The organism is Streptomyces sp. NPDC001493, assembly GCF_053597235.1.
The window spans coordinates 318,322-334,331 of the sequence record NZ_JBSFHV010000003.1 but is presented as its reverse complement, the minus strand read 5'-3'; the positions used below and the strand labels follow the sequence as shown (position 1 = coordinate 334,331).

Sequence of the window (16,010 nt, the reverse complement as noted above, 5' to 3'; positions counted from 1 at the left end):
GGGTGACTCAGGACTCCTGGGTGACGGAGACGAGCACATCGTCCCCTTCGATCTTTACGGGGTAAACGGGGACGGGGCGCGTCGCGGGAAGGCCGGACGGCTTGCCGGTGCGCAGGTCGAAGGACGAGCCGTGCAGCCAGCACTCGATCATGCAGTCCTCCACCTCGCCCTCCGACAGCGACACATTGGCGTGCGAGCAGATGTCGTTGATGGCGAACACCTCGCCCTCGGTACGGACGACCGAGACGGCGGTGCCTTCGAGCTCCACCCGCTTCGGGGTGTCGTCCTCCAGCTCGCTCAGCGCGCACACCTTGACGAAAGCCATCAGACGGACGCCTTCAGCTCTGCCTCGATCTTGTCGAGCAGGCGTGCCTCGACGTCCGGCAGACCGATCTGCTGGACCAGCTCGGCGAAGAAGCCGCGCACGACGAGCCGGCGGGCCTCCTCGGCCGGGATACCGCGGGACTGGAGGTAGAACAGCTGCTCGTCGTCGAAGCGGCCGGTCGCCGAGGCGTGGCCGGCGCCGACGATCTCGCCGGTCTCGATCTCCAGGTTCGGCACCGAGTCGACGCGGGCACCGTCGGTCAGAACCAGGTTGCGGTTCATCTCGTAGGTGTCGGTGCCTTCGGCCTTGGCCTGGATGAGGACGTCCCCGATCCAGACCGCGTGGGCTCCGTCGCCCTGGAGGGCGCCCTTGTACACCGCGTTGGACTTGCAGTGCGGGGTGTTGTGGTCGACCAGCAGGCGGTGCTCCTGGTGCTGGCCCTTGTCCGTGAAGTACAGACCGAACAGCTCGGCCTCGCCGCCGGTTCCGGCGTACGCGACCCGGGGGTGCAGCCGGACCAGGTCGCCGCCGAAGGTGACGACGACGGACTTGAACGAGGCGTCGCGGCCGATCAGCGCGTTGTGCTGGCCGACGTGGACCGCCGTGTCGTCCCAGTCCTGGACGGAGACGACGGTGAGCTTCGCGCCGTCGCCGAGGACGTAGTCGACGTTGGCGGCGAGCACCGCGTCGCCGGTGTGGTCGATGACCACGACGGCTTCGGCGAAGGGGCCGACCTCGACGAGCAGGTGGCCGTAGGCGGTACCGCCCTCGCCGTGCACCGCGATGCGGACCGGTTCGGTGAGCACGGCCTCCTTGGCGACCGTGACGACCGACGCCTGCGTGAACGCGGTGTACGCCTGGGCGGCGACCCGGTCCACCGGGACACCGGCCCGGCCGAGCCGGGCGTCGTCGCGGCCCACGGTCTCCACCGTGACGCCCTCGGGCGCCTCGACGGCGACCTTCACGCCGCCGCCGTTCGCCACCGCGGTGCCGTCGTGCAGCCCGCGCAGCCGCTCCAGCGGCGTGAAGCGCCACTCCTCCTCGCGGCCGTGCGGGACCGGGAAGTCCGCCACGTCGAAGGAGGGCGGGGCGCTCATGCGCGTGGCGACGGTCGACTCGGCGGCCACCGCGATGGAACCGGCGGTGGTGGAGCCCACCGGGGAATTCTGAGCCTCAGCCATGGCTGTCGTAGTGCTCGCTTTCTTAAGTCAAGACGTAGGGGGTCCGGGCGGGGAGTACGGCGGGAGCCGTACTAGCCGACCGAGCCCTCCATCTGCAGCTCGATCAGCCGGTTCAGCTCCAGGGCGTACTCCATCGGGAGCTCCTTGGCGATCGGCTCGACGAACCCGCGCACGATCATCGCCATGGCTTCGAACTCGGTGAGTCCGCGGCTCATCAGGTAGAAGAGCTGGTCCTCGGAGACCTTGGAGACGGTCGCCTCGTGGCCCATCGACACGTCGTCCTCGCGGACGTCGACGTACGGGTAGGTGTCGGAGCGCGAGATGGTGTCGACGAGCAGCGCGTCGCAGAGCACGTTGGACTTCGCGCCCGGCGCGCCCTCGCCGATCTCGATGAGGCCGCGGTAGGAGGTGCGGCCGCCGCCTCGCGCCACCGACTTGGAGACGATGTTGGACGAGGTGTTCGGTGCCATGTGGACCATCTTGGCGCCGGCGTCCTGGTGCTGGCCCTCGCCCGCGAAGGCGATGGAGAGCGTCTCGCCCTTGGCGTGCTCGCCCATGAGGTAGACGGCCGGGTACTTCATGGTGACCTTGGAGCCGATGTTGCCGTCGACCCACTCCATGGTCGCGCCCTCGTACGCCACGGCGCGCTTGGTGACCAGGTTGTAGACGTTGTTCGACCAGTTCTGGATGGTCGTGTAGCGGCAGCGGCCGCCCTTCTTCACGATGATCTCGACCACGGCGCTGTGCAGCGAGTCCGAGGAGTAGATCGGCGCGGTGCAGCCTTCGACGTAGTGGACGTACGCGTCCTCGTCGACGATGATCAGCGTCCGCTCGAACTGGCCCATGTTCTCCGTGTTGATACGGAAGTAGGCCTGGAGCGGGATGTCGACGTGGACGCCCTTGGGCACGTAGATGAACGAGCCACCGGACCACACGGCCGTGTTCAGCGAGGCGAACTTGTTGTCGCCGACCGGGATGACGGTGCCGAAGTACTCCTTGAAGAGCTCCGGGTGCTCCTTCAGCGCGGTGTCGGTGTCGAGGAAGATGACGCCCTGCTCCTCCAGGTCCTCACGGATCTGGTGGTAGACGACCTCGGACTCGTACTGCGCGGCGACACCGGCGACGAGGCGCTGCTTCTCCGCCTCGGGGATGCCGAGCTTGTCGTACGTGTTCTTGATGTCCTCGGGCAGGTCCTCCCAGGACTCCGCCTGCTTCTCGGTGGACCGCACGAAGTACTTGATGTTGTCGAAGTCGATGCCCGACAGGTCCGAGCCCCAGTTCGGCATGGGCTTCTTGCCGAAGAGCTTGAGGCCCTTGAGGCGGAGCTTGAGCATCCACTCGGGCTCGTTCTTCTTCGCCGAGATGTCCCGGACGACCTCCTCCGAGAGGCCGCGCTTGGCCGCCGCGCCTGCCGCGTCGGAGTCGGCCCAGCCGAATTCGTACGTACCCAGGCCCTCGAGTTCGGGGTGGGCAGTCTCCGTAGGGAGCGTCATGCGGGGTTCCTCCCGGCAGTGCTTGCTGATACTGAGGTGGTGGTGGTCTGTGGGGGCGCGCCGGCGTCGGTGGTACCGCCGCCCGGACCGCCCTTGGGTACGTACGTCGTGCACACGCCGTCGCCGTGGGCGAGGGTGGCCAGACGCTGTACGTGGGTCCCGAGCAGCTCGGAGAAGAATTCCGTCTCCGCCTCGCACAGCTGCGGGAACTGCTCGGCGACGTGCGCGACCGGGCAGTGGTGCTGGCAGAGCTGCTCGGCCTGTTGGGGGCCCGGCGCGCTGCGCGCCGTAGCAGCGTACCCGTCCGCGGACAAAGCCCTGGCCAGGGCCGCTGTCCGGTCCTCGGGGGCGGCTGCTTCGACCGCCGCGCGGTATTTCTCCGCCTGGGCGGCCATCCGGGAGCGGGCGAACGCGACGACCGCCTCGTCGCCCGCGGTCTCGGCGATCCAGCGCAGCGCCTCGGCCGCGAGCTTGTCGTACGACTGGTCGAAGGCGTCCCGGCCGCTGTCCGTCAGCGCGAACACCTTGGCGGGCCGGCCGCGGGTCCGCGTCCCGTACACCCGCTGTTCGCGGGGTTCGACGACTCCGTCGCAGGCGAGGGCGTCCAGGTGGCGCCGGACGGCGGCCTGGGTGAGTCCGAGCCGCTTCGCGAGGTCGGCGGCGGTGGACGGGCCGTGGTCGAGGATGGAGCGCGCGATCCGGTTGCGCGTCGGGCGCTCACCGGTCGCGAGTTCCTCCTGCGGAGCCTCGCCAACGTATTTCACAACGCCATTGTTGCGTAATTCGGAGCGGCATGACAACCACGGTCCGGAACGATCAACGGTGTGGTTCGTCACTTAGGGTTACCTAATCTGGGGGTGCGGACCGTGCTCCCGCAAGGGTTTTCGCCCCGCCCCGCCCGCTCTGTCGCACGCCCGCGGACTTAGACTTACCGGCCATGAGCAACGAGCCTGTCGTACGGGTCGAAGGCCTGGTGAAGCGGTACGGCGCCAAGACAGCCGTCGACGGACTCGATCTGAGCGTCGCGGCGGGCACGGTGACCGCGGTCCTGGGCCCCAACGGCGCCGGCAAGACCACCACGATCGAGACCTGCGAGGGCTACCGCCGCCCCGACGGCGGCACCGTCCGCGTCCTCGGCCTCGACCCGGTCGCCGACGCGGCCCGGCTGCGCCCCCGGATCGGCGTGATGCTCCAGTCCGGCGGCGTCTACTCCGGCGCCCGCGCCGAGGAGATGCTCCGCCACATGGCGAAGCTGCACGCGCACCCGCTGGACGTCGACGCACTCGTCGAACGCCTCGGCCTCGGCAGCTGCGGCCGCACCACCTACCGGCGCCTCTCCGGCGGCCAGCAGCAGCGCCTGGCGCTCGCCATGGCCGTCGTCGGCCGCCCCGAGCTGGTCTTCCTCGACGAGCCCACCGCCGGACTCGACCCGCAGGCCCGCCGCGCCACCTGGGACCTCGTGCGCGAGCTGCGCGCCGACGGGGTGTCGGCGGTGCTCACCACCCACTTCATGGACGAGGCCGAGGAGCTCGCCGACGATGTCGCCATCGTCGACGCCGGGCGTGTCGTCGCCCAGGGCAGCCCCGAGGAGCTGTGCCGGGGCGGCGCCGAGAACACCCTGCGCTTCTCCGGGCGTCCCGGGCTCGACCTCGGCTCGCTGATCAAGGCGCTGCCGGACGGCTCCGGCGCCGCCGAGCCGGTCCCCGGCTCGTACCGCATCTCCGGGACGATCGACCCGCAGCTGCTCGCCACCGTCACCTCCTGGTGCGCCCAGCACGGGGTCATGCCGGACGGCATCGCCGTCGAGCGGCACACCCTGGAGGACGTCTTCCTGGAACTCACCGGCAAGGAGCTGCGCGCATGAGCGCCGGTACGTACGCCCCCCGCCCGGGCGCCGCCCCGCTGTCCCGGATGATCGCCGCGCAGACCGCGCTGGAGACCCGGATGCTGCTGCGCAACGGCGAGCAGCTGCTGCTGACCGTGATCATCCCGGCGCTGCTGCTGGTCCTCTTCGGCTCGGTCGACATCGTGGACACCGGCGCCGGCGACCCCGTCGACTTCCTGGCGCCCGGCATCCTCGCGCTGGCCGTGATGTCCACCGCGTTCACCGGCCAGGCCATCGCCACCGGCTTCGAACGCCGCTACGGCGTCCTGAAGCGGCTCGGCGCGTCGCCGCTGCCGCGGTGGGCGCTGATGACCTCCAAGACACTCTCGGTCCTGGTGACCGAGGTGCTCCAGGTGGTCCTGCTGACCGTGATCGCCTTCGCGCTGGGCTGGTCGCCGCACGGCAACCCCCTCGCCGTGCTGCTCCTGCTGGTGCTGGGCACCGCCGCCTTCTCGGGCCTGGGCCTGCTGATGGCCGGGACGCTGAAGGCCGAGGCGACCCTCGCGGCGGCGAACCTGGTCTTCCTGCTGCTGCTGGTCGGCGGCGGGGTGATCGTGCCGATGGAGAAGTTCCCGGACGCGGTGGCCTCGGTGCTCGGCCTGCTGCCGATCGCGGCGCTCTCGGACGGCCTGCGGGACGTGCTCCAGCACGGTGCGGGCGTCCCCTGGGGCGACCTGGGCATCCTCGCCGTCTGGTCGGTGCTGGGGCTCGGCGCGGCGGCGCGCTTCTTCCGCTGGGAGTGACGGGGGGCCGCGGCGCGGCGCCGGTGACTCCGGTCACGGTTCGGGGTGACTCGTCCCCCTCGTGAAAGCTTGCACAAGCTTCCGCCTACCATGGTGCGCGTGCCCAAGCTGACCCGAGCCGAAGTCGCTCAAGCCGCGCGGAACCCGCTCCAGTACATCGCCGAACGGTGGACTCCGGATCCCCGGACCGTCCGCCGTGCCGCCATGTCCGCCGTCGTGATGGCGGTGATCATCGTCGCCACCGGCGGCGCGGTGCGGCTGACCGGTTCCGGTCTCGGCTGCCCCACGTGGCCCAAGTGCACCGAGGACAGCCTCACGACGACCAGCGCGATGGGCTTCCACGGCGTCATCGAGTTCGGCAACCGGATGCTGACGTACGTGCTCTGCGCGGCCGTCGGCTGGGCGATCGTCGCCGCGCGGGCGCTCAAGCCCCGGCGCCGGAGCCTCACCCGGCTCGGCTGGGCCCAGTTCTGGGTGGTCATGGGCAACGCCGTGCTCGGCGGGTTCGTGGTGCTGGTCGGCCTCAACCCGTACAGCGTGGCCGCGCACTTCCTGCTCTCCGCCGCCCTGATCACCGTCGCCGTGGTGCTGCACCACCGGGTCGGCGAGGGCGACAGCGCGCCGAAGCCGCTGGTCGGCAAGGCGGTCTCGCAGCTGACCTGGATCCTCGTGGTGGCCGCGGGGCTGCTGGTCGCCGTCGGCACCGTGGTGACCGGCGCGGGACGGCACGCGGGCGACTCCAGTGACGTGCACCGCATCCCGCTCGACTGGAAGCTGATCAGCCAGCTCCACGCGGACCTGGCCTGGGTCGTGGTGGCGCTGACGCTGGCGCTCTGGTTCGTCCTGAAGGCCGTGGACGCCCCGCCCGGACCGCGCCGCCGCGCCGCCGAGCTGTTCCTGGTGCTGATGGGCCAGGGCGTCATCGGGTACGTCCAGTACTTCCTGGACACCCCGGAGATCCTGGTGGGCCTGCACATGGTGGGCGCGTGCCTGGTGTGGATCGGGGTCCTGCGGGTCCTGCTCTCCCAGCGCGAGCGCCCGGTCGCCGTCGCCGACGCCCCGCTCCCCCGGTCCGGCGAGGCCCTGACGACCGTCTGAGCCCCGTACGCGTACGAAAGCCCCCCGGCGCCCAGAGGTGCCGGGGGGCTTTCGTACGTACGGTGCGGGGACGGGTCAGTCGCGGTTGGCCGGGCCACCCACCTGGATGCCCGCCATCCGGGTCCATTCGTACCGGCCGGTGCGTACCTTCGCGGCGAACTCCCCGTCGAAGCTCTCGTGGAGGGTGAGGCCGGACTTCTCCGCGGCGCTCTCGGCCACCTCGTGCGAGGGGGCCACCAGGTCGCCCCAGCCGCCGTCCTCGCCCACCAGGACGATCCGGGTGCCCGCCTGGCCGATGTACGCCAGCTGCCCCTCGGCGCCGCCGTGCGCCTTGGCGAAGGCACCGATCTCCTTGGCGAGCCGGGCCGCCCTGCGCCCGTCGCGGGCCGCCCGCCTGCTGTCCACCCGCTGGGTCTCATCCGTCTGCGCCATGTCTGCCATGGAACAGGATGCTACCGACGGGTAGGCCAACGGGCGACGGGCGGGTGACGTGGCCTGGACCACGTCACCCGCCCGTCGGCGAGAACAGAACGTCGGAGACGTCAGCGGAGGAAGGGGTCCACCGCGACGGCGACGAAGAGGAGCGAGACGTAGGTGATGGACCAGTGGAACAGCCGCATCTCCTTCAGCTTCGCGCCGGCGATCCCGGCCTTGGCCCGGTTCTGCAGGCCGTGCGCCTCCCAGAGCCAGAAGCCGCCGGAGAGCAGCGCCACCACGGTGTAGAACCAGCCCGTGTAGCCCAGCGGGGTCAGCAGCAGCGAGACCGCGACCATCACCCAGCTGTAGATGACGATCTGGCGGGCGACGACCCGGTTCGAGGCGATGACCGGCAGCATCGGGACGCCGACGCGGGCGTAGTCGTCCTTCACCTTCATGGACAGCGGCCAGTAGTGCGGGGGCGTCCAGAAGAAGATGACCGCGAAGAGGATGACCGCGGCCCAGGAGACCGAGTCGGTCACCGAGGACCAGCCGATGAGGACCGGCATGCAGCCGGCGATCCCGCCCCAGACGATGTTCTGGGCGGTGCGCCGCTTCAGCAGCATCGTGTAGACGACGACGTAGAAGAGGAGCGCGCCGAGGCTGAGCGCCGCGGAGAGCCAGTTGACCAGCAGCCCGAACCAGACGGTCGAGACGACCCCGAGGCTGATCCCGAAGGCCAGGCACTCGCGCGGGCTCACCATTCCGGTGACCAGCGGGCGCTGGGACGTACGGTCCATCAACGCGTCGATGTCGCGGTCGATGTACATGTTGAGCGCATTCGCACCGCCCGCGGAGATGTATCCGCCGACGGTGGTAGCGAGAACGAGCCACAGGTCGGGCACACCCTGAGCGGCCAGGAACATCACCGGAACGGTGGTGATGAGCAACAGCTCGATGATCCGCGGCTTCGTCAGCGCCACGAATGCCTTGATGCGGGCCCCGAACGGGCGATGGCCCACTGGGCTCGGAGTCAAGGCGACCCCTGCGGGTCGGGACTCGACGGCCGTCACGCACACCCCTGACAGAGAAATCCCAGCAAGCACCGGGCGTGAGGGCCCGGTAAAGACTTGCGCGAACCAGACCACTGTAGACGTTGGGGACAGGCCGCCCTTCGCGGGGGTGGACTCGTGTTGGGGTGGCACGTACGAGCGGCTCCGAAACCCTTTCGGGCGGCCCGTCGGACCGAGCTCGGACGAGAGGCCCGCCGCTCGGTCGAGAAGCACAGAAGTACCAGGTCACGCTCATTGGAGAAGCCCAATGGTGAGCCGCCCCGCTCATACGAAAGGCGAAGTCCGCCAATGCCGCGCACCCTGGAATCCAACCGGAAATCCCTTGTTGTCACAGGGGTAGGCTCAACAGCGTCCGGTGCGGTCACCAGCCCCCGGTTTTCCGAACAGTGGAGAGGAGCCCTGACTCAGGGTGAGCACCAAGCCGACCACCACAGACCTTCAGTGGACCGAATTGGACCAGCGGGCCGTGGACACTGTCCGCGTTCTCGCAGCCGACGCCGTACAGAAGGTCGGAAACGGCCACCCGGGCACGGCGATGAGCCTGGCTCCGGCCGCGTACACCCTCTTCCAGAAGGTGATGCGGCACGACCCCGCGGACGCCGACTGGACGGGCCGCGACCGTTTCGTGCTGTCCGCGGGCCACTCCAGCCTGACCCTGTACATCCAGCTGTACCTGGCCGGTTACGGCCTGGAGCTGGACGACCTGAAGTCCTTCCGCACCTGGGGTTCGAAGACCCCGGGCCACCCGGAGTACGGCCACACCACGGGCGTCGAGACCACCACGGGCCCGCTGGGCCAGGGTGTCGCCAACGCCGTGGGCATGGCCATGGCCGCCCGCTACGAGCGCGGCCTGTTCGACCCCGAGGCGGCGCCCGGCACCTCGCCGTTCGACCACAACGTCTGGGTCATCGCCGGCGACGGCTGCCTCCAGGAGGGCATCTCCGCCGAGGCGTCCTCGATGGCCGGGCACCAGAAGCTCGGCAACCTGATCCTGCTCTGGGACGACAACCACATCTCGATCGAGGGCGACACGGAGACCGCGGTCTCCGAGGACACCCTGAAGCGGTACGAGGCGTACGGCTGGCACGTCCAGCGCGTGGAGCAGCTCCCCAACGGCGACCTGGACCCGGCGGGTCTGTACGAGGCGCTGCAGGCGGCCAAGGCCGAGACCGGGCGTCCGTCGTTCATCGCGGCCCGCTCGATCATCGCCTGGCCCGCCCCGAACGCCCAGAACACCGAGGCCGCGCACGGCTCGGCGCTGGGCAACGACGAGATCGCCGCGACCAAGCGGGTCCTCGGCTTCGACCCGGAGAAGACCTTCGAGGTCTCCGACGAGGTCCTCTCGCACACCCGTGAGGCGCTGGACCGCGGCCGCGACGCCAAGGCCGAGTGGGAGAAGTCCTTCGCCGCCTGGCGCACCGCCAACCCGGAGCGCGCCGCCGAGTTCGACCGGATCAACGCGGGCGAGCTGCCCGAGGGCTGGGAGGAGAAGCTCCCCGTCTTCGAGGCCGGCACCTCCATCGCCACCCGCGCCGCGTCCGGCAAGGTGCTCCAGGCCCTCGGTGAGGTCATCCCCGAGCTGTGGGGCGGCTCCGCCGACCTCGCCGGCTCGAACAACACCACGATCGACAAGTCGTCGTCGTTCCTCCCGGTCGGCAACCCGCTGCCCGAGGCGAACCCGTACGGCCGCACGATCCACTTCGGTATCCGCGAGCACTCCATGGCCGCGGAGATGAACGGCATCGCGCTGCACGGCAACACCCGCATCTACGGCGGCACCTTCCTGGTGTTCTCCGACTACATGCGCAACGCCGTCCGCCTGTCCGCGCTGATGCACCTGCCGGTGACGTACGTCTGGACCCACGACTCCATCGGTCTGGGCGAGGACGGCCCGACGCACCAGCCGGTCGAGCACGTCGCGTCGCTGCGCGCCATCCCGGGCCTGAACGTCGTGCGCCCGGCCGACGCCAACGAGACCGCCATCGCCTGGCGCGAGATCCAGCGCCGCTGGACCAAGGTCTTCGGCAAGGGTGCCCCGCACGGTCTGGCGCTCACCCGCCAGGGCGTGCCGACGTACGAGGCGAACGACGACGCCGCCAAGGGCGGCTACGTGCTGTTCGAGGCCGACGGCGGCGAGCCGCAGGTCGTCCTCATCGGCACCGGTTCCGAGGTCCACCTCGCCGTCGAGGCGCGCGAGCAGCTCCAGGCGGCCGGTGTGCCGACCCGGGTCGTCTCGATGCCGTGCGTCGAGTGGTTCGAGGAGCAGACCCCGGAGTACCGCGAGAGCGTCCTGCCGAAGGCCGTGAAGGCCCGGGTCGCCGTCGAGGCGGGCATCGGCCTGACCTGGTACCGGTACGTGGGTGACGCGGGCCGCATCGTGTCGCTGGAGCACTTCGGTGCCTCGGCCGACGCGAAGGTGCTGTTCCGCGAGTTCGGGTTCACCCCCGAGCACGTGGTCGCCGCCGCCCGGGAATCTCTCGACGCCGTCGCGCGCTGACGCGTACATACGATCTAGTAGGAGATGTAATTTTCATGACGGACGCACTCAAGCGCCTTTCCGACGAAGGCGTCGCGATCTGGCTCGACGACCTGTCCCGCAAGCGCATCACCTCCGGCAACCTCGCCGAGCTGATCGACCAGAGCCACGTCGTCGGTGTCACCACCAACCCGTCGATCTTCCAGAAGGCGATCTCCTCGGGCGACGGTTACGAGCAGCAGCTCGCGGACCTCGCCTCGCGCAAGGTGACCGTCGAGGAAGCCATCCGCATGATCACGACGGCCGACGTCCGTGACGCCGCCGACATCCTGCGCCCGGTCTTCGACGCCACCGACGGCCAGGACGGCCGGGTCTCGATCGAGGTCGACCCGCGTCTGGCCCACCACACCGCGCCGACCGTCGCCGAGGCCAAGCAGCTGGCCTGGCTGGTCGACCGGCCGAACACGCTCATCAAGATCCCGGCGACGAAGGCCGGTCTGCCGGCGATCACCGAGGTCATCGCGAAGGGCATCAGCGTCAACGTGACGCTGATCTTCTCGCTGGAGCGCTACCGCGAGGTCGTCGACGCGTACATCACGGGTCTGGAGCAGGCGAAGGCCGCGGGCCTGGACCTGTCGAAGATCCACTCGGTCGCCTCCTTCTTCGTGTCCCGTGTGGACGCCGAGATCGACAAGCGCCTGGACGCCGTCGGCACCGACGAGGCCAAGGCCGCGAAGAGCAAGGCCGCCCTCGCCAACGCCCGTCTGGCGTACGAGGCGTACGAGGAGCTCTTCTCCTCCGACCGCTGGGCCGCGCTCGACAAGGCGCAGGCCAACAAGCAGCGTCCGCTGTGGGCCTCCACCGGCGTCAAGGACCCGTCCCTCAAGGACACCCTGTACGTCGACGAGCTCGTCGCGCCGAACACGGTCAACACCATGCCGGAGGCGACCCTGGAGGCCGCGGCCGACCACGGTCAGATCACCGGCGACACCATCACCGGTGGCTACGACCAGGCGCGTGCCGACCTCGACGCCGTCAAGAAGCTCGGTGTGAGCTACGACGAGGTCGTGGCGCTGCTGGAGTCCGAGGGCGTCGACAAGTTCGAGGCCGCCTGGAACGACCTGCTCAAGTCGACCGAGGCGGAGCTCGCGCGCCTCGCTCCTTCGGAGGGCTGACCACTTTGTCTGGTGTTCCCGGAGCAAACCCGCTTCGTGACCCCCAGGACCGACGGCTCCCGCGCATCGCGGGGCCGTCGGGCCTGGTCATCTTCGGTGTCACGGGCGATTTGTCCAGAAAAAAGCTCATGCCCGCCGTTTACGACCTGGCCAATCGCGGCCTGCTGCCGCCGGGCTTCTCGCTCATCGGCTTCGCGCGCCGCGACTGGGAGGACGAGGACTTCGCGCAGGTCGTCCACGACGCCGTCGCCGAGCACTCCCGCACCCCCTTCCGCGAGGAGGTCTGGCAGCAGCTGAGCCAGGGCATGCGGTTCGTGCCCGGCAACTTCGACGACGACGAGGCGTTCGAGACTCTCAAGGAGACGATCGACGAGCTCAACAAGGCGCAGGGCACCGGAGGCAACTTCGCCTTCTACCTGTCCGTGCCGCCGAAGTTCTTCCCCAAGGTCGTCGAGCAGCTCAAGAAGCACGGTCTCGCGGAGCAGACGGAGGGCGCCTGGCGCCGTGCCGTCATCGAGAAGCCGTTCGGTCACGACCTGGAGAGCGCGCAGGAGCTGAACCAGCTCGTGCACGACGTGTTCCCGCCCAACGAGGTCTTCCGTATCGACCACTACCTGGGCAAGGAGACGGTTCAGAACATCCTGGCGCTGCGGTTCGCCAACACGATGTTCGAGCCGATCTGGAACCGGTCGTACGTCGACCACGTCCAGATCACGATGGCCGAGGACATCGGCATCGGCGGCCGCGCCGGGTACTACGACGGCATCGGCGCCGCCCGTGACGTCATCCAGAACCACTTGCTCCAGCTGCTGGCGCTGACCGCGATGGAGGAGCCCGGCTCCTTCCACCCGAAGGCTCTGGTCGCCGAGAAGCTCAAGGTGCTCACCGCCGTCGAGCTGCCCGAGGACCTGGGCAAGCACACGGTGCGCGGTCAGTACAGCCACGCCTGGCAGGGCGGCGAGGAAGTCCTCGGCTACCTCGAAGAGGACGGTATCGACCCCTCGTCGACGACCGACACCTTCGCGGCGATCAAGCTGACGGTCAACAACCGCCGCTGGGCGGGCGTCCCGTTCTACCTCCGTACCGGAAAGCGGCTCGGCCGCCGGGTCACGGAGATCGCGGTCGTCTTCAAGCGCGCCCCGTACCTGCCGTTCGAGTCCGGCGCCACGGAGGAGCTGGGCGGCAACGCCCTGGTCATCCGCGTCCAGCCGGACGAGGGCGTGACGGTGCGGTTCGGCTCGAAGGTGCCGGGCACCTCCATGGAGGTCCGGGACGTCACGATGGACTTCGCCTACGGCGAGTCCTTCACCGAGTCCAGCCCGGAGGCGTACGAGCGGCTCATCCTCGATGTGCTGCTCGGCGACGCCAACCTCTTTCCCCGCCACCAGGAGGTCGAGCTCTCCTGGAACATCCTCGACCCGATCGAGGAGTACTGGGAAAAGAACGGCAAGCCCGCTCAGTACGCGGCCGGTACCTGGGGTCCGGCCGAGGCTGACGAGATGCTCGCACGCGACGGACGGAGCTGGCGCCGGCCATGAAGATCGACCTTACGGAAACCACGTCCAGCAAGATCAACAACGCACTCATCTCGGCCCGCCGTGCCATCGGCACCCCGGCCATCGGCATGGTGCTCACGCTGGTCGTCGTCACGGACGAGGAGAACGCCTACGACGCCCTCAAGGCGGCGAGCGACTCCTCCCGCGAGCACCCCTCGCGGATCATCGCGGTGATCAAGCGGGTCAGCCGCTCGCCGCGCAGCCGTCGCGACGCGCGTCTCGACGCCGAGATCCGGGTCGGTTCCGACTCGGGCACCGGTGAGACGGTCGTCCTGCGGCTCCACGGCGAACTCGCCAACCACGCCCAGTCGGTGGTCCTGCCGCTGCTGCTGCCGGACGCCCCGGTCGTGGTGTGGTGGGCCGAGGACGCCCCCGCCGACCCGGCGAAGGACCCGCTCGGCGCGCTCGCCCAGCGCCGCATCACGGACGCCTACTCCGCCGAGCACCCGCTCGACGAGCTGGCCGTCCGCGCGGCGACGTACGAGCCCGGCGACACGGACCTGACGTGGACCCGCATCACGCCGTGGCGTTCGATGCTGGCCGCCGCGCTGGACCAGCAGTCCGCCGAGGTCGTCTCGGCGACCGTCGAGGGCGAGAAGGACAACCCGAGCTGCGAGCTGCTCGCCATGTGGCTCACGGACCGGCTCAATGTCCCGGTGGGGCGCACGTTCTCGCAGGGCCCCGGTCTGACCGCGGTCCGCATGGAGACGAAGAACGGCCCGATCGTTCTCGACCGTGCGGACGGCTCGCTGGCCACCCTCTCGATGACCGGTCAGCCCGACCGCGGCGTGGCGCTCAAGCGGCGCGACACGGCCGAGCTGCTGGCGGAGGAGCTGCGGCGCCTCGACCCGGACAACACCTACGCCACCACGGTGAAGGTCGGCGTCGACAAGCTGAGCGGTCCCGGCGAGGTCGCCGCGGCCGCTTCCGCCGTACCCGCGCCGGAAGCCGCGGACGCTCCGGAAGCGGCTGCGGAGGAGGCACCGGACGCTGAGAAGCCGAAGGCCGCCCCCGCGAAGAAGGCCGCCCCGGCCAAGAAGGCGGCGTCCAAGTGAGTGCCCCTCAACTGGTCGTGCACCGCGACAAGGAGCTGATGGCGCAGGCCACGGCGGCCCGGCTGATCACGAAGATCGTGGACGCCCAGACCGCTCGTGGATACGCCTCGGTGGTGCTGACCGGCGGGCGCAACGGCAACGGCCTGCTGGCCGCGCTCGCCGCCGCGCCCGCCCGGGACGCGATCGACTGGTCGCGGCTCGACCTGTGGTGGGGCGACGAGCGGTTCGAGCCGGACGGCGACCCGGAGCGCAACGTCACGCAGGCCCGTGAGGCTCTGCTGGACGCGGTCGCCCTGGACCCGGCACGGGTGCACCCGATGCCGGCGTCGGACGGTCCGTTCGGGAACGACGTGGACGCGGCCGCCGCGGGTTACGCCGCCGAACTCGCGGCCGCCGCACGCCCGGAAGACCACGGGCCCGTTCCGACGTTCGACGTGCTGATGCTGGGCGTCGGACCGGACACCCATGTCGCCTCGCTCTTCCCGGAGCTGCCCGCGGTACGGGAGACCGAGCGCACCGTCGTCGGTGTGCACGGCGCCCCCAAGCCGCCGCCCACCCGGGTCACCCTCACGCTCCCGGCCATCCGGGCGGCGCGCGAGGTGTGGCTGCTCGCGGCGGGCGAGGACAAGGCGGAGGCCGCGGCCATCGCCCTGTCCGGTGCCGGGGAGATCCAGGCCCCGGCGGCCGGCGCGTACGGCCGCGCCCGGACGCTCTGGCTGCTCGACGCGGCGGCGGCCTCCCAGCTGCCCCGCGAGCTCTACCCGCCGGCCTCTTCCTGAGAGACCGTCACCCGTGGTGCGTAAAGGCCCGGTTCCCGCTCATGCCGAGCGGGAACCGGGCCTTTCGCCGTCGCGGGCCTCCGGACAGGCGTGAGGGACGAAGCTCGGACGCCTCACATGTACTCGAAGTACCGGTCGTACCAGTCCGCCTTCCCCAAGTCCTCGTCGCTCTCCTCCGCTTCGGCCACGCCCGCGGCCACGAGCACCGCCGCCAGCTCCACGTCCGCCGCGGCCGGCAGGCGCGACGGTCCCTCGTACGGCTCACGGAGCAGTTCGGCCGGGACGAAGGTGCAGCCCATCGCCGCGCAGACGCCGTCGAGCCACGTCGTGAGCTCCTCGGTCAGCCCGTCCCCGCCGCCCGGGAAGCCCTCGTCGTCCACGACTCGGGCGGTGACGAAGTGGCCGCCGAAGTTGCTCATCATGGCGTGCAGGGGCAGGCCGAGGCCCGTCGCGTCCGCGGGAACGTCGATGACGCCGAGGAAACTGGCGTCCTGGCCCAGGCCGGACGAGCAGGACGGGCCGAATCGTTCCTCGAAGGCGCTCACCAGCAGGCTGAAGCTGTTCACCGACGCCTTCGGGTCGAAGTCCGCGGGGCGTTCCAGGTTGCCGGGATCGTCGTGTTCCAGCAGGAGCGCCCGGATCGGGTCCATCGGGATCATGTCGCGCCCTTCCATCAGCTCTTGGAGAACGGGGAGTTGCTGGGGTTCCGCGCCCAAAACCGGTCCACAGGCGCGGTCTTGGGCCCGCCGCCCGG

At 70.1% G+C, this 16,010-nt stretch carries 15 protein-coding genes; 8 read left to right on the top strand and 7 right to left on the bottom strand.

All coding sequences use genetic code 11. The features are described from left to right. Positions 1-7: 7 nt before the first annotated feature. The 4 genes from ACWCWD_RS07010 to ACWCWD_RS06995 all read right to left on the bottom strand — a co-directional run bounded on the left by ACWCWD_RS07010 (position 8) and on the right by ACWCWD_RS06995 (position 3,763). Positions 8-325, bottom strand: coding sequence for a bifunctional 3-phenylpropionate/cinnamic acid dioxygenase ferredoxin subunit (locus tag ACWCWD_RS07010; protein ID WP_327175110.1), 318 nt, complete (start codon positions 323-325; stop codon positions 8-10). Continuing rightward, entirely contained in the window at positions 325-1,506 is a 1,182-nt protein-coding gene (gene sufD, locus ACWCWD_RS07005; RefSeq protein WP_450770773.1) for a Fe-S cluster assembly protein SufD, read from the bottom strand. The genes ACWCWD_RS07010 and sufD overlap by 1 nt, the downstream gene beginning before the upstream one ends. Positions 1,507-1,577: 71 nt before the next feature. Then, on the bottom strand, positions 1,578-2,999 hold the full coding sequence (sufB, locus tag ACWCWD_RS07000) for a Fe-S cluster assembly protein SufB (protein ID WP_266703132.1): 1,422 nt from the start codon (positions 2,997-2,999) through the stop codon (positions 1,578-1,580). Further along, positions 2,996-3,763, bottom strand: a complete 768-nt coding sequence (locus tag ACWCWD_RS06995) for a helix-turn-helix transcriptional regulator (protein ID WP_450770772.1) — start codon at positions 3,761-3,763, stop codon at positions 2,996-2,998. Before ACWCWD_RS06995 ends, sufB begins: the two co-directional genes overlap by 4 nt. A gap of 173 nt (positions 3,764-3,936) precedes the next feature. Between ACWCWD_RS06995 and ACWCWD_RS06990 the strand changes: the two genes are divergently transcribed. From ACWCWD_RS06990 to ACWCWD_RS06980, 3 genes are all read left to right on the top strand, one after another. Then, on the top strand, positions 3,937-4,863 hold the full coding sequence (locus ACWCWD_RS06990) for an ABC transporter ATP-binding protein (protein WP_450770770.1): 927 nt from the start codon (positions 3,937-3,939) through the stop codon (positions 4,861-4,863). Further along, entirely contained in the window at positions 4,860-5,627 is a 768-nt protein-coding gene (locus ACWCWD_RS06985) for an ABC transporter permease (protein ID WP_450770769.1), read from the top strand. Before ACWCWD_RS06990 ends, ACWCWD_RS06985 begins: the two co-directional genes overlap by 4 nt. A gap of 90 nt (positions 5,628-5,717) precedes the next feature. Beyond that, entirely contained in the window at positions 5,718-6,725 is a 1,008-nt protein-coding gene (locus tag ACWCWD_RS06980; RefSeq protein ID WP_450770768.1) for a COX15/CtaA family protein, read from the top strand. A 75-nt stretch (positions 6,726-6,800) separates the two neighbouring features. Here ACWCWD_RS06980 and ACWCWD_RS06975 read toward each other — a convergent pair whose 3' ends face one another. Together ACWCWD_RS06975 and ACWCWD_RS06970 are read right to left on the bottom strand one after the other, a co-directional pair. Continuing rightward, positions 6,801-7,166 (bottom strand): hypothetical protein, encoded by a 366-nt coding sequence (locus ACWCWD_RS06975; protein WP_450770766.1) that lies wholly within the window; start codon positions 7,164-7,166, stop codon positions 6,801-6,803. Between the two features lie 101 nt (positions 7,167-7,267). After that, on the bottom strand, positions 7,268-8,221 hold the full coding sequence (locus ACWCWD_RS06970) for a heme o synthase (RefSeq protein WP_450770764.1): 954 nt from the start codon (positions 8,219-8,221) through the stop codon (positions 7,268-7,270). 403 nt (positions 8,222-8,624) lie between these two features. On the opposite strand from ACWCWD_RS06970, the gene tkt reads away from it, so the two are divergent. The 5 genes from tkt to pgl are packed head-to-tail and all read left to right on the top strand — an operon-like array spanning position 8,625 to position 15,256. Then, entirely contained in the window at positions 8,625-10,712 is a 2,088-nt protein-coding gene (gene tkt / locus ACWCWD_RS06965; RefSeq protein ID WP_450770762.1) for a transketolase, read from the top strand. Between the two features lie 35 nt (positions 10,713-10,747). Then, positions 10,748-11,866 carry a transaldolase gene (tal, locus tag ACWCWD_RS06960; protein WP_450770760.1) on the top strand — a complete coding sequence of 373 codons (1,119 nt, stop codon included), beginning with the start codon at positions 10,748-10,750 and terminating at the stop codon, positions 11,864-11,866. Between the two features lie 5 nt (positions 11,867-11,871). Then, a complete protein-coding gene (gene zwf / locus ACWCWD_RS06955) occupies positions 11,872-13,404 on the top strand; it encodes a glucose-6-phosphate dehydrogenase (RefSeq protein ID WP_450770759.1) in 1,533 nt (510 codons plus the stop codon). Continuing rightward, entirely contained in the window at positions 13,401-14,477 is a 1,077-nt protein-coding gene (gene opcA / locus ACWCWD_RS06950; protein WP_450770757.1) for a glucose-6-phosphate dehydrogenase assembly protein OpcA, read from the top strand. The genes zwf and opcA overlap by 4 nt, the downstream gene beginning before the upstream one ends. Continuing rightward, positions 14,474-15,256 (top strand): 6-phosphogluconolactonase, encoded by a 783-nt coding sequence (gene pgl / locus ACWCWD_RS06945; protein WP_450770756.1) that lies wholly within the window; start codon positions 14,474-14,476, stop codon positions 15,254-15,256. The genes opcA and pgl overlap by 4 nt, the downstream gene beginning before the upstream one ends. 113 nt (positions 15,257-15,369) lie before the next feature. On the opposite strand, the gene ACWCWD_RS06940 is transcribed toward pgl, so the two are convergent. Continuing rightward, positions 15,370-15,915, bottom strand: a complete 546-nt coding sequence (locus tag ACWCWD_RS06940; RefSeq protein ID WP_450770755.1) for a hypothetical protein — start codon at positions 15,913-15,915, stop codon at positions 15,370-15,372. Positions 15,916-16,010 lie beyond the last annotated feature (95 nt).